Genomic DNA, 12,955 nt, shown 5'->3' with positions numbered 1-12,955 from the left:
GCCACTGGTACTGACGGTCTAGATGTGCTGACCGGAGAGGTTGGTGACGCGGCTGGCTGGGGTGTGGCCGCTGATTCCAGTGTGGGGTCGGTGGTAGTTGTACCAGTCCAGCCAGTCGGGAAACACTGCCTGTCGTTCGGCGTCTGAGGTGTAGGGGCGGTGGTAGGCCCATTCGTCGAGCAGGGTGCGGTGGAAGCGTTCGACCTTGCCGTTGGTCTGCGGGCGCCAGGGCCGGGTCCAGCGCGGCTGGATGCCCAGGTCGCGGCAGGGCGCGTTCGTAGCGGCGGATGGGTTCGCCGGTGGCCCGGTCCACTGCGGCCAGCGGCGGCAGGCTGCGGCGGGTGAGGATCCGGTGGGCGGTGGATGCTGCGACACCCGAGCGGGCGGCCAGCCTCAGCGGGCCGATGCGGTGCTCGCGTCGCATGCGCACGACTTCGTTCTCCACCGCTGTCGATGTGCGGTGAGGCTGGTGATGGGGTCTGCTGGAGCGGTCCCTCATCCCCGCGTGCCCGTGCAGTTGGTAGCGGCCGGCCCAGCGTGCGGCTGTGGTGTGGCTGACCTGGAACCGTTCCGCGGCGCGGCGCAGAGGCCGGCCGTCATCGACAACGCACCGGGCAAGCCGCAGCCTGCCGGTCGGTGTCAGCGGGGCGTTACGGTGGATCACGAGGGCCTCCTGCACTCGGCGGTAGATGTCGCAATCCCCACCGAGCCAGAAGGCCCTCACCTCGTTCAAGCACCCAGCACGCGTGTCACCAACGTGCCGGGACAGCACATCTAGAGCGTGTCCGACGGGTTGAGGTGCGCTGCTGCGCCGTCTCGACCCGTCGGAAACAGTGCTGGCACGCGCCCGGCGCTCCTAGATGGCCGTGACGTTGGCTGCGGACGGGCCCTTCTGGCCGTCCTGGATCTCGAACTCGACGTTCTGCCCTTCAGCGAGGGTCTTGAAGCCGTTGCTCTGGATCGCGGAGAAGTGCACGAAGACATCTTTGCTGCCGTCAGCGGGCGTGATGTAGCCGAACCCCTTCGACTCGTTGAACCACTTCACCTGGCCTTTTAGCTTCGCCATGCGACTCCTTCGGTCATGCTGACAAACCTGTGAGTCTTGCTGAGCATCTTTCATGCACTCTGGCTGAACTACAGCAGCCGACCACCGAGTGCTGCACATAGGAACGGGCTCACGACCCGCCGGACTTCCTCACGCCGGGCGCTGAGTCGTAACAAGCCCTTCGCGCCCCGCGGTCTCCCGTGCTCAGCCCGCGGACGAGCGGTTCAGGGCCCGCGGAGTCCGGCCGCCACCGGGGGTGTGCGCGGCCGGGTCAGGGGAGGGTTGGTCCGGTGGTGCCGTTGAGGGCGGTGATGTCGCCGGTGAGGGTTCCGTTGTTGCCCAGGCCGCCGACGCCGCCGGGGCGTCCCTCCCCGCCGTTGCCTCCCTGGACGGTACCGGCGGGACGGGCGGGGCCGGTGACGACGAGCTGATCGTTGTTGCCGTGGCCTCCGTTGCCGCCTTCCGAGCCCTGGTGGCCGGCCCTGCCCCCGTTGCCGCCCCGGATGTCCACGGTTCCGGTGACCTCGCTGACTCCGTCGGTGCCGTGCCCTCCGTTGCCGCCTTCGCCGGAGGCGCTGGCGTGCCCGCCCGCCCCGCCGGTGATCACTGCCCGGTTGTCCGGGTTGCCCAGCAGGTAGATCTCGCTGTTGCTGCCGTCACCGCCCGCTCCGCCGTCGGTGTCCCAGTTGGCCGGCGCCATTGCGTTGCCACCGGGGCCGCCGGCGGCGATGACGGTGCCCTGGGCGGTGATGTTGCCGTCGTTGCCAATGCCGCCGGCGCCGCCGTCTCCCCTGCGGAATCCTCCCTCGCCTCCGCTGCCGCCGAGGACGGTGATGGTGTCGATGCCGCCTCCGCCGATGATGGTCCGGTTGTTGCCGTCCCCGCCATTACCGCCGTCATGGGTCACGGCTCCGCTGTCGCCTTCGCCGCCTCTGACGAAGATGGTGTCGTCGCCAGGGCCGCCGTCGATCGTCCCGTCGTTGCCGATCTGGCCGTTGCCGCCCAGGGTGCCCGACGCGGGCTCTCCCTGGACGATGATGGTGTCGTTCCCGGCCCCGGCGTCGATGGACATGCCGCGGGCGACGCCTTCGTAGCAGCGGATCGTGTCGTCACCGCTGGTGCCGCTGATCGTCGACCCCGACACATGGACGGAGTTGACAATGCAGCTGATCGACGCGGCCGACGCCTGGCCGGGTAAAGCAATGACCAGGCCGCATGCGGCAGCCAGGGCGGCGGTGGCGGAAAGCGCGGCTCTCCACGACGGAGAACAGACGGACGGACGGTGTACAGACATCGGATCCTCCCCAAGACGGCAGGTCTGCGGGCAGGATCATCAGGAGAACCGCCCACGCGACCGAGTTCACCCCGATCGCGCGATCATCTCTCCCCCTGTGATCGTCCGCCTACTCCGGCGACGGGCACACTGGCCGCAGAAGATCGACTCACTGATCTCGTTGACCGGCGCCGGACCAGGGCGAGCGCGGCGCTGACCGTCGAGCTGGACCGCGGTATCGGCCTTGGTGATCACAGCCAGAACCGACGCCATGGGCCACCCCACAGGCTCCGCGTCCAGACGACGGGCTCAACGACCTGTACCGGGACATGTACAAGCGCCCGGACCCCGCTGTCCGCCTCCGGCTGACCGAGCGCAAGGCGGCCCTGCTCAACCGGACCGCCATTGAGGAGGGCCATCCCGAAGCTGCCGTCCAGGCGGAGGAAGCCCGCGCCCTCGACGCCCAGCTGCAGGCCGATGCTCGACGGCAAGCCGCCGACCCCAACTGGCAGGCCGAATACCGGCACTGATGGCCGGGAGCTCTACCTGCCGAAGTCCTGGACAGGTGACACGGATCGGTGCCGGGCGGCAGGTATTCCGTCGAGCCGTGGGTTTGCGACCAAGGGCGAGCCGGCCCGCGCGATGATCCTGTGGGTCCTGGCCTCGTCCCTGCCCATCGCCTGGTTGACCGGCGACTGTGCCTACGGCCAGGAATGGCGCATGCGCCGCACCCTGGAGGAAGCCGGTGTCGGCTACGTCCTGGCCGTGCCGAAGTCCCAGCAGCTCCACGCTCCCTTCGTGCAGATCGACCAAGCCATCGCCCAGGCACCACCGGATGCCTGGGCGCGGATGTCCTGCGGCGACGGCGCCAAGGGCCCGCGGGTCTATCACTAGGCCGCCGCCCGTCTGCCGGCCATCGACGTCTTCGACGGCGACATACCGACGCACCAGCGGTGGATACGCCGAACGCTTCTACGGCGACGGCAACCGCTACCGCGACATCGCCGCCGCCAGCGGCATCGACAACCCGGACGTGGTGAACGTAGGCCAGGTGCTGACGATTCCGTGATCCAGCGGCCCCTCGGCGGGTAGAACGCACCAGGCGCTTAGCCCGCTTCCTCCACCTACCGGTCGGCCACGGTCAGGCCGCAGAGGCCGCGCCGATGTATCAGCAATCACTGACCGTAGTCGAATATTGGCAACTGGCACTGTCAAGTCGTTCGACAGCGAGAGGGGCTACGGATTCATCGCCGTGGACGGCGGCGGCCCCGACGTCTTCGTTCACTTCTCCGCGGTCCAGGGCAGCGGCTACCGAAACCTGGAGGAGGACCAGACGGTCGAGTTCGAGATCGCACAGGGCCCGAAGGGCCCGCAGGCCGAGCAGGTCCGCGCCGTGTGACCGGGTCGGCGGAAGCACTCGAATGAGGGGAACCCTTCAGGAGACTTCCTGAAGGGTTCCTCGCTACTCAGAACCTTTCCGCGAACCTGCTGCATCCTCGTACCACTCGGAACTCCCCTCTCGTCCCGTGCTCCTGTCTCCCGCAGGCCCAGCGCATCTGACACTCGACCTCGACTGCGCGGCCTGGACGACTACCCGGCGGTGAAACGGTAATGCCTCTTCCAACCCGTTCCGGCCGGGCGCTGAATCGTCGGACAGGCCCTAGGGTGAATCAGGTACTTACAACACTCATCGCAGCGGCAGGAACTCTCCGGCGCGCACGGCGCCCGGGGCGAACACACAGGTCCAAACCCCGCGGACCGGGCTAAGCCGGGTTCCAAGATGCCCGTCCTGTCGGACGCGAACGGACTGCCTCTGGTCGTTGGCGTCTCGACCGCCAACGTCCACAACAGCCTTGCGCTGAAGCCAGTGATCGAGAGCCACCAAACGAGACACGACCCCCAGCGAGGCCGACACTTCAATCCTCAACGCCTTCACACCGACAAGACCTAAACGTTCCCATACCTGCAGAAATAGCTGCGTGGCAAGCACATTGGCGTCCGTACGGCGCGCAAAGGCATCGAGTCCAGCGAACCTCTCGGGTGCCGAAGATGCGTCATTGAGCGCGCCAGGTCCTGGCTGACCGGGTATCGCCGGCTCAACCACCGATACGAACGTCTCATCCGACTCACCACACAGGACACCGTCCAAGAGTCCGGTAGGTGTTGGGGCCGGGAACGACCGGCCAGGCTGTCGGGGGGCGTAGTTTCCTGGCCAAGGTCATTGCTTGCGACTGGTTGTTCAGACGAGCGCCGGTGCGGGAGCGGGCAGGTAGGGGGTGATGTTGCGCCAGGCGCGCTCGACGTATTCCTCTTTCTCGCCGACCGGGGCGACATAATGCAGCGCGCCTTCGGCGGCGTCGTTGCCCTCGAGGCGGGCGATGATCCAGGCAGCGAGGTAGTGCGAGGCCAGGCAGCCGCCGGCGGTGGCGATGTTGTCCTTGGCGTAGAAGGGCTGGTTGAGCACCTCGACGCCGGCGGCGATGACCCAGGGCTTCGTGGTCAGGTCGGTGCAGGCGGGGATGTCGTTGAGCAGGCCGAGCTTGGCCAGCACGAGCGCACCGGAGCACTGTGCCGCGATGAGTTGGCGCGATGGGTCCAGGCGGCGCAGGATGTTCATGATCGCTGGGTCTTCGACGACCTCGCGGGTGGCGATGCCACTGCCGACGATGACGGCATCAGCGGCGCACGCCTCCTCGAGAGTGGACATCTGCTCGATGACCACCCCGTTCATCGACGTCACCTCGGGGCTGGGGGTGGCGATGGTGACGCGCCAGCCGTCGGACCTGATCCGGTTGAGCACGCCGAGTGCGATCAGGGAGTCGAGCTCGTTGTAGCCCTCGAAGGTGAGGATGGCGATGTGCACGGCGGCCGTCTTTCCGGGTGGTGGGTCGGTGGGTGGATCTTGACGGTAAGGACCCACGAGCAGGACAGTCAAAGAATTGTCATGCATACAATCCGGTGCATGGCAGCCTCGCGGTACAAAATGCTGGTCGATGCCCTCGCATCCGACATCCGGACCGGACGGCTCGCCGCGGGTGCACGACTGCCGACACACCGTGGGCTCGCCGCCCGTGAGGGCATCGCCGTGGTGACCGCGACTCGGGTGTACGCCGAGCTGGAAGCGATGGGACTGGTGAGCCGGGAACAGGGCCGCGGTACGTTCGTGCGTGACATCGCCCTTCCCGCCGGTCACGGCATCGATCAGCAGGTCGTCGCCACGGATGCGGTCGACCTCAGCTTCAACTATCCGTCGCTGCCCGGGCAAGCCGATCTCCTTCGGCAGGCTCTGCGAGAGGTGGCCACCTCTGGTGATATCGACTCGCTGCTGCGCTACCAACCGCATCGAGGGCGTCCCCAGGACAGAGCCTCGATCGCACGGCACCTGAGGCGTCGAGGAATCACCACTGACGCGGATCAGGTCCTCATCGCAGGCGGTGCGCAGCACGGCCTGGCCATCACCGTCATGGCCACGCTCAACGCCGGCGACGTCGTCGCGGTCGACGCACTCACCTACCCGGGGTTCAAGGTGCTCGCGTATGCCTTTCATCTCGACCTGGAGCCCATACCCGCAACGGCCAACGGGCCGAATCTTGAGGTCCTCGAGAAGCTGTGCGCGACCCGCCCTGTGCGCGCGATCTACACCATGCCCACCTTGCACAACCCTCTGGGCTGGGTCATGCCGGCAACTGACCGAACCCGCCTCATCGAGATCGCTCGACAGCACGGTCCTCTCATCATCGAAGACGCCTCCTACGCCTACTTGGTGGAGGACCCTCCACCACCTCTGGCGGCAACCGCGCCGGACATCACCGTCTACGTCTCGGGGCTGTCCAAGAGCGTCGCCACCGGCCTCCGGGTCGGCTTCGTCGTCGCACCGCCATCTGTGGTGCCGTCGCTCGAACGCGCGATTCGGGCGACCACCTGGAACACCCCGGCCCTCACCACCGCGATCGCCTGCCGCTGGCTCGAGGACGGCACGGTCGACCACTTGGAAGCGCAGAAACGAGACGACGCCAAGGCCCGCCAAGCACTCGCCGGACAAGAGCTGGCGGGCCTACCGTTCATCAGCCACCCCTCGTCCTACTTCACATGGCTACCACTGCCCGACGACGCACGCGCCGATCGCCTGACCGCCACCCTCGCGCGTCAGCACATCTCGGTATCCACGGCCGAGCCGTTCACCACCTCGATGCACACACCGCAGGCGATCCGCCTCGCTCTGGGTTCGACCGATCTGGACAGTCTCCGGTCGACGCTGCGTACCGTGCGACGAGTCGCTGTCGAGGACGCCTACGCTTGAACTCCCCTCCACCAGCCGATTCCTGCCCGCACCGGCGTCCGTGTACGAAAGGTCGCCGGCGCTGAAGGCTTGGAGAAACCCGGTCGGCCTACGCCCCGAGACTTCGATGCCCGGTGACCGTGACGGGGTGTTGCACACCTACGCCGATCACACCCCTGTCGGGTGGGTCCACGTTCATGACAGCAGAACGAGCCGATAAGCCTGTGGTGACGGAAACTGCCTGTGGACCGGGCAGCTGATCGGCGAGCATGGGGGCATGCCGCGCACGCTGAAGCTCACGGGGAAGTGGAAGAACATCACCTTCGAGGAGCTGGAAGACTTCGTCCGCGCCGCCCGGGACGCCGGCGTCCACCACCACACGGAGATCACCGCCGACGTCAGCAGCAGCAGCGGGAAGATCAAAGAGCTGGAGATCGAACTCGACTGAAGCGTCAGGCGTGACGGGCGCCGACGCTGGGCAAGGTGTCCGGGCCGCTGCGTACAGCGCTCTGGCGCAGCGGCCCTCAAGGCCGCACCCGTCAACGCTGAACGGTCGGGCCCCCAAAGAGTGGTTCTCATCATGCCTGCAGCCAGGATGCTGGGATGCGGCGGGCAAGGAGCGCCAGCACGAACCGGACATGGTCTCGCCGCTGGGAATCGCCTGGTGTCTCGCGTTCCATTCCGTATCACGTGCTGCCTGTGCGGCAAGAAGATTCCGCTGGCGAGCGATGCCTGCGCCCTGGACCGCGAGTGGCAGCGGCGCTATCCGGCGATGCGGGGCACCATCGCCTGTCGGGGCTGTGCCACCAGCACGGAGGGGATCTGCACCGCGGCTTCATGGACGGCCACATCCCCACGTCCAACAACGGATCCGACATCGACTCGTGGAGCCACATCATTGCCGAAGGCACCCACCGCGCCATCGTGCTGAGCTATCCGCGCTCCGGGCTAATCCAAGGAGCCGGGGCCTATCTGCGTGACGTCGCCACCGGCAGCAGGATCAGCCCCCGGCTGGCCGCCAACCTGCGCGCCGCCCTCCACGACGAGGACACCCAGCGACACGGGGCGCGCCGGTTCCGGCCGGGTCAGGCGTAGATCACGCGGACGACGTGACGGTCAGCACAGCGACGCTGGCGGCGACTTCGCACCGGAATTCCGGTGTCACCCGAGCCCGGTGCGCGAATGCCTGAACTGCCGCCATCGGCCCCGTCCGCGCCATTGCCACCCTCCTTGCCCGGGCTGCCCGGATCCGCAGGCGGCCTCCACCCGTCGCCACCCCGCCCGCCGGCACCACCAGCACCACCGGCAGGATCCGCCCGACGTGGCCGCCGGCCCGACCTGCCTTCGCAGCCTGCTCACCTCATTCTGAGAGGATCAGTTAGACGCGGTGTGAAGCAACAGGTGTCTCACTCGGTGGAATTCAGTCGACGCGCTTCCGCATGGTGATCAGCATGGCCGCCATGGTGGACACTTCTCTGTACGCGGCTTTCTTGGTCGCCGCCTTTGCGCTGTGCGTCACCCCAGGACCCGACATGATGTTCGTCGTGGCCATGGGGGGTCGTGGAGGGCTGACCGCAGGTGTGATGGCCGCATTGGGGGTGGCGTTCGGTGCCCTGGTGCATGCTGTTGCCGCCGTGCTCGGTCTGTCAGCACTCTTCACCACGCTGCCGGTGCTGTACCACGTGCTGCGTTGGGTCGGCGCGGCTTATCTTCTCTACCTCGCGATCAAGGCATTTCGTGACCGCTCCGGCCTCGGAAGCGACGACGGGCAAGGCGAGGCCGAAAAGAACGACGGTCCGGGGCGGTTGCGCGCTTTTTGGCAAGGGACCATCACCAATCTGCTCAACCCAAAGGTGATCTTGTTCAACGTGGTCTTCCTGCCGCAGTTCGTGAACCCAAGCCTCGGGCACGTGGGGTGGCAGCTCCTGATCCTCGGTTTCACCCTGGTACTCGTCGGCCTCGTCGTCGACGCCTCGATCGGCCTGCTCTCCGGCCGACTCTCGTCGATACTGCGGCGCAGTCGCCGCGTGGCCCGCGGGCTCAACATCTTCAGCGGCACGGTCTTCACGGGCCTCGCCATACGGCTCGTCGCTGCACCGAAGTAGCGCGACGGGCATGGTGCGCGGGTGGCAGAACGACTTGGTTCGAGTGCCGGGGCTGTGGTCGCATGGTGGCGATGCCTTCCAACGAACCTTCCACAGATTCCAAGGCGCGGGTACCGGCGAGCCGTGCTGCCCAGGGCGGCGAGGAGCCAGACGCCTCGTCGCCCCAGGGCAACACCGCCGGCGCCGACTCCGCTACAGGCACCGGCGGCCCCACCGCCGCTGACACCGCCGTCACCGATAACGGCACCGACCCGGGCGCCGGCGCTGACGTCGGCGCCAGTAGCGCCGCTACCGCCACCGCTACCGCCGCCGACAGCGGCACGGACTCGGCCACGGCCACCGGCGCCGATGCCAGCGTCGTCGGCGCAGTTGGAGCCACCACTGCAGCCGACGCAGGCACTGACAAGACGATTACCGGCGACGAGAAGGAGTACCCGAGGGCCGGGCGCAAGCCGCGGCGGTTTGTGCGGAGGACCGTGAAGGTCGTCGTCGCGCTGGCCGTCGTTCTTGCGTTTCTTGCGCTCGGGGACCGGTGGGCCGTGCTCTACGCGGAGAACCTGGCGGCGCAGCAGGTGCAGAAGGCGCTGAAGCTGCACGCCGAGCCCGAGGTGCACATCGACAGCTTCCCGTTCATCGGGCAGGTGCTCGCGGGCAATATCGACCACGTCGAGGTCAACGTTCCCGATGTCGACGCCGGGCCGGTCTCCGTCGCTCAGGTGAAGGGGAAGGTGGACGACATCCGGATCGTCGGCAGCCTGCCGTCCTCGGTCAAGGGCGCGGTGCTGAGCCGGGTGCGCGGTGACATCCTGCTGGACTTCAAGGACCTGAACCGCGAAGTCGGCGCGTCACAGATCCACTTGATGCCCGGCCCCGAGAAGAACACGGTGCTGGCCGGCGGCAACCTGCCGGTGGGCGACAAGCAGGCCCGGATCCGGGGTCGTGCGCAATTGCAGCGCACCGGGGATCGCGGCCTGCGCATGACCGTGCAGGACACGCGCGTGGTGGTGCCCGGCCTGCTCACGTACGTACCGGGCAAGGGCGGTGGCCTGCAGCTGACGGCACCTGTCGCCGACAAGATGGACGAGGGCGAGCTCCAACAGGCGACCGGGAAGCACGTCCTTCCGCAGCAGATGATGAAGGGCCGCGTGCTGGACACGCTCGTGGACCATCCGTCGCTGCTCAAGCCCACCGGCATCGATCCCTCACTCATCCAGGGCCTACAGAAGCTCCGGGAACCGAAGGTCGCGCAGCAGATGGAGTTCTCTGCGCAGCTGCCGGACAACCTGCCGGGCGACATTCGGCTGCGCGGCATCTCCGTGACGAAGAACGGCATCCGGGCGCAGCTGACCGGCAAGGACATATCGGTGGGCTAGGACGACTGCACTGACGCAGGCCCCGTCACGCCGGCGCGTTCGGGCAGACGCACGGCGGCGGCACGGACGCGGATACAGCGCCCGTGCCGCTGCCTTTCCCGTACGAGCCGATCGCTCCCCGCTTTGCGGACACGCGCCCACGAGCCGCGCACACCGCAGCCGCCCGAAGACAGCCGTACGGCCTCATGACCACAGAGCCGAACCGCAGACGGGATAAGGCCGTGTCACCCCACGCCCACCTTCTGGCGCCATCAACTCGGAAGAGTGCCTGGTGCCGCGTGCGGTAGGCAAGCGTGCGCTACCCCGCCGGCCGGCCCCGGGCCGACCATGCCCGACTCGCAGGCAAGCACCACCAGCCGGCTGCGATCGGGTACGCCGAGTTTCGTCATGACGCGGCTGACGTGCGTCTTGGCCGTCGCGGGGCTGAGTACCAGGCGCTCGGCGATCTCGACGTACGACAGGCCGCCGCCACCAGCTGCATTACTTCCCGCTCGCGCCCGGTCCGTGCCTTCGGACGCGCCGGCAACGCTGGGGCCGCCCCCGACCCAAAGCCGCGTGACCAACCCCAACACACTGGCCACGGATCCCCGCGCTGATGCATCGTGCTTATCCGAGATCGTTCGCCGAACGGAGACGCAATGACCGATGAAGCTCCCTTCCGGGTAGGACTTCGTGTCGAGGACGTGGCCGAAGCGGCCATCTTCTACGCGGGGCTCGGGTTCGAGCAGGCTGGATCGATATCAAGTCCGGACGGCCAGCCGATCATGGCGATCCTGAGACGTGGTGACCTTCAACTGCTCGTCGATGCCTTGACCGGCATGCCGTTTCCTGACAGCGACCGCGAACACATGACCAGAACCGGTCCGCGGGGCCCCGGTATTGTCATCGGTATCGAGGTGGACAACGTCGACGCGACCGCGGACTACTGCCGCTCAGCCGGAGCCACGGTCACCACTGGCCCGCTCGACGCACCATGGGGCGAGCGATACGCCGAGTGCCTCGATCCGTACGACTACGCATGGAAGTTTTATCAGCTGCTCCCGGACCCGCCCCAGGACAGCTTGAGCACCGCCTACGACAGCTGGTTCGCCTGACCCCCACCGCTGGGACGAACACCCGAACCGCCGACCGTGATCCTTCGGCCCCGCTCCGGTCACTTCGGCAGATCGGCGGAGAGGAAGGGAGCAAGGAGCGCGAATAACGCGTCGGGGCGGTCCAGGGGGATGATGTGCCCGCAGTCCTGGAGATGGTGTCCGACCAGGTCATCGGCGATGGGACGGAGTTGGCGTTCGAGCCCGGTGCCGACGGGGTGAGAGCCGACGGCCATGGTGGGCATGGTCAGCCGAGCCGTCGCGACTGCGTCCTGGATCTGCTGCGCGCTGGTGGGCAGGGCCCGGTAATAGGAGAACGCGCAGCGCAGGGCCTCACCCCCGGTGTACGCGTGGACGAAGGCCGCACGGATATCGTCGGGTACTCCTCGCCCGAGCGTCCCCGAGTCGAGGAACCAGTCGACGTACGGGGCCTCGTTGCCGGCCAGGACGGTCTCGGCGAGGCCGGGGACGGCGTGGAAGCCGAACCACCACGGGGCACCCCCCGCGACGACGTCCTCTGCTCCGGGCAGGCGGCCGAGCAGTGCCTCCATCACGACCAGGCGCCGGACGAGGCCGGGCCGGCGCAGCGCGAGCAGGACGGCGGGGGCAGTGCCCGCGTCGATGCCGACCACCGCTGCCGAGGGCTCGCCGAGTGCGTCGAGCAGCCCTTCGGCGTCGGCGGCGAGGGTGCCTGCGTCGTAACCCTCGACGGCGCGTGCACTGGCACCGAAGCCTCGAAGGTCCGGGGCGATGACCCGGTACTGCCCGGCCAGTCGGCCCATGATGCCGCTCCAGAGTTGCCAGGTGTGCGGGAAGCCGTGCAGCAGGAGAACCGCAGGTCCGTCCCCGGCGATTGCGACATTGAGTTGGACGCCGTTCGTCGCGATGCGGCGCAGGTGGTGTGCGGTGGTGACGGGCATGACGGCTCCTCCTGACGGTTACCATTGGTGACCACAGAACGATAGGTAACTGTCCGAGCGCTTCCTAGACGGCACTTTCAGGGAAGGTGGTGAGCCACAGGTGACCACCCGAGGAGCCCGGGCCGCCGGTCGCGGGGTACGCGGCGATCTGTTCGATCCGCATTGCCCGACGCGGCAGTTGCTGGACCGCATCGGTACGAAGTGGACGTCCATGGCCGTCAAGACGCTCGCCGATGCCGCACCGGACGAGGTGCGCTTCGCGGAGCTGAGACGCCGGATGCCCGGCGTGTCGCAGAAGATGCTGTCCGTGACGCTGCGAAGCCTGACCCGCGACGGGCTGGTGGCGCGCCGGGTCGAACCCACCGTGCCGCCGCGGGTCTTCTACCGACTCACCGGACTCGGGCTGTCCCTGGAAGCCGCGCTTGCGGGGCTGCGGACCTGGGCGGAGGAGCACATGGCCGAGATCGACCGCGCCAACGAAGCCGCCGCCCAGGAGGCCGATGAGAGCTAGGCAGGCCGATTCCGCGCTCAGTACTGGTGGCTGGGGTACCCGATGTAGCCGGCATCGCCCGGCCGTGGGCCAGGACCGCTGGGTCGTTGTCCACATAGACGACCCGCGAGTCCGGGGTCACCCGCTGCACCACCTGATGGGGTGTTTTCCGCGGTCGGCAGGCCCGAGCCGCAGTCCAGGTACTGGGTGATGCCCGCCTGGCCTGCCAGGAACCGGCAGGCGCGGATCAGGAAGGCCCGGTTCTCGACTGCCAGGTCCGCGACCTCCGGAACGGCTTTCTGCACACTCCGAACGACCTCGCGGTCCACCTCGTAGTTGTCTTTGCCATTGAGGAAAGCGTCGTACACCCGCGCGATAC

The 12,955-nt window shown here is 67.7% G+C and carries 13 protein-coding genes and 5 pseudogenes; 11 read left to right on the top strand and 7 right to left on the bottom strand.

Annotated features, from left to right (window positions below):
• Positions 1–18: 18 nt before the first annotated feature.
• From AC5677_RS39435 to AC5677_RS39425, 3 genes and pseudogenes are all read right to left on the bottom strand, one after another.
• Positions 19–664, bottom strand: a pseudogene (locus AC5677_RS39435) (integrase core domain-containing protein).
• A gap of 192 nt (positions 665–856) precedes the next feature.
• On the bottom strand, positions 857–1,066 hold the full coding sequence (gene cspE / locus AC5677_RS39430; RefSeq protein WP_497192655.1) for a transcription antiterminator/RNA stability regulator CspE: 210 nt from the start codon (positions 1,064–1,066) through the stop codon (positions 857–859).
• Between the two features lie 250 nt (positions 1,067–1,316).
• Complete coding sequence (locus AC5677_RS39425) at positions 1,317–2,339, bottom strand: hypothetical protein (RefSeq protein ID WP_497192654.1); 1,023 nt, start codon at positions 2,337–2,339, stop codon at positions 1,317–1,319.
• A gap of 308 nt (positions 2,340–2,647) precedes the next feature.
• Here AC5677_RS39425 and AC5677_RS39420 point away from each other — a divergent pair, with 308 nt between their 5' ends.
• The 4 genes and pseudogenes from AC5677_RS39420 to AC5677_RS39405 all read left to right on the top strand — a co-directional run.
• On the top strand, positions 2,648–2,848 hold the full coding sequence (locus AC5677_RS39420) for a hypothetical protein (RefSeq protein WP_497192653.1): 201 nt from the start codon (positions 2,648–2,650) through the stop codon (positions 2,846–2,848).
• 4 nt (positions 2,849–2,852) lie between these two features.
• Positions 2,853–3,296, top strand: a pseudogene (locus AC5677_RS39415) (transposase); the annotation flags it as partial.
• 217 nt (positions 3,297–3,513) lie between these two features.
• On the top strand, positions 3,514–3,717 hold the full coding sequence (locus tag AC5677_RS39410) for a cold-shock protein (RefSeq protein WP_497192652.1): 204 nt from the start codon (positions 3,514–3,516) through the stop codon (positions 3,715–3,717).
• A 330-nt stretch (positions 3,718–4,047) separates the two neighbouring features.
• Positions 4,048–4,434 (top strand): annotated as a pseudogene (locus tag AC5677_RS39405) (transposase family protein); the annotation flags it as partial.
• Between the two features lie 123 nt (positions 4,435–4,557).
• Here the strand turns inward: AC5677_RS39405 and AC5677_RS39400 are convergent.
• Positions 4,558–5,181, bottom strand: a complete 624-nt coding sequence (locus tag AC5677_RS39400; RefSeq protein ID WP_497192651.1) for a DJ-1/PfpI family protein — start codon at positions 5,179–5,181, stop codon at positions 4,558–4,560.
• Between the two features lie 99 nt (positions 5,182–5,280).
• Here AC5677_RS39400 and AC5677_RS39395 point away from each other — a divergent pair, with 99 nt between their 5' ends.
• From AC5677_RS39395 to AC5677_RS39375, 5 genes are all read left to right on the top strand, one after another.
• The gene (locus AC5677_RS39395) at positions 5,281–6,618 is read left to right on the top strand and encodes an aminotransferase-like domain-containing protein (RefSeq protein WP_497192650.1); all 1,338 of its coding nucleotides are present in this window, start codon (positions 5,281–5,283) and stop codon (positions 6,616–6,618) included.
• Between the two features lie 256 nt (positions 6,619–6,874).
• On the top strand, positions 6,875–7,045 hold the full coding sequence (locus AC5677_RS39390; RefSeq protein WP_497192649.1) for a hypothetical protein: 171 nt from the start codon (positions 6,875–6,877) through the stop codon (positions 7,043–7,045).
• Between the two features lie 302 nt (positions 7,046–7,347).
• A complete protein-coding gene (locus AC5677_RS39385; RefSeq protein WP_497192648.1) occupies positions 7,348–7,692 on the top strand; it encodes a hypothetical protein in 345 nt (114 codons plus the stop codon).
• A 365-nt stretch (positions 7,693–8,057) separates the two neighbouring features.
• Positions 8,058–8,702, top strand: a complete 645-nt coding sequence (locus AC5677_RS39380) for a LysE family translocator (RefSeq protein WP_497196923.1) — start codon at positions 8,058–8,060, stop codon at positions 8,700–8,702.
• Positions 8,703–8,773: 71 nt separating this feature from the next.
• A complete protein-coding gene (locus tag AC5677_RS39375) occupies positions 8,774–10,075 on the top strand; it encodes an LmeA family phospholipid-binding protein (RefSeq protein ID WP_497192647.1) in 1,302 nt (433 codons plus the stop codon).
• A gap of 251 nt (positions 10,076–10,326) precedes the next feature.
• Here the strand turns inward: AC5677_RS39375 and AC5677_RS39370 are convergent.
• Positions 10,327–10,586 (bottom strand): annotated as a pseudogene (locus tag AC5677_RS39370) (response regulator transcription factor); the annotation flags it as partial.
• Between the two features lie 127 nt (positions 10,587–10,713).
• Here AC5677_RS39370 and AC5677_RS39365 point away from each other — a divergent pair.
• Positions 10,714–11,169 carry a VOC family protein gene (locus tag AC5677_RS39365; protein ID WP_497192646.1) on the top strand — a complete coding sequence of 152 codons (456 nt, stop codon included), beginning with the start codon at positions 10,714–10,716 and terminating at the stop codon, positions 11,167–11,169.
• A gap of 59 nt (positions 11,170–11,228) precedes the next feature.
• Here AC5677_RS39365 and AC5677_RS39360 read toward each other — a convergent pair whose 3' ends face one another.
• The gene (locus AC5677_RS39360; protein WP_497192645.1) at positions 11,229–12,086 is read right to left on the bottom strand and encodes an alpha/beta fold hydrolase; all 858 of its coding nucleotides are present in this window, start codon (positions 12,084–12,086) and stop codon (positions 11,229–11,231) included.
• 100 nt (positions 12,087–12,186) lie between these two features.
• Here AC5677_RS39360 and AC5677_RS39355 point away from each other — a divergent pair, with 100 nt between their 5' ends.
• Complete coding sequence (locus AC5677_RS39355; RefSeq protein ID WP_497192644.1) at positions 12,187–12,597, top strand: winged helix-turn-helix transcriptional regulator; 411 nt, start codon at positions 12,187–12,189, stop codon at positions 12,595–12,597.
• Positions 12,598–12,649: 52 nt separating this feature from the next.
• Here the strand turns inward: AC5677_RS39355 and AC5677_RS39350 are convergent.
• Positions 12,650–12,953, bottom strand: a pseudogene (locus tag AC5677_RS39350) (SAM-dependent methyltransferase); the annotation flags it as partial.
• Positions 12,954–12,955: the final 2 nt, after the last annotated feature.

The organism is Streptomyces sp. JLSY215 (genome assembly GCF_059682825.1).
The sequence above is the reverse complement of the archived record's forward strand: the minus strand, read 5'-3'. Positions and strand labels throughout refer to the sequence as shown.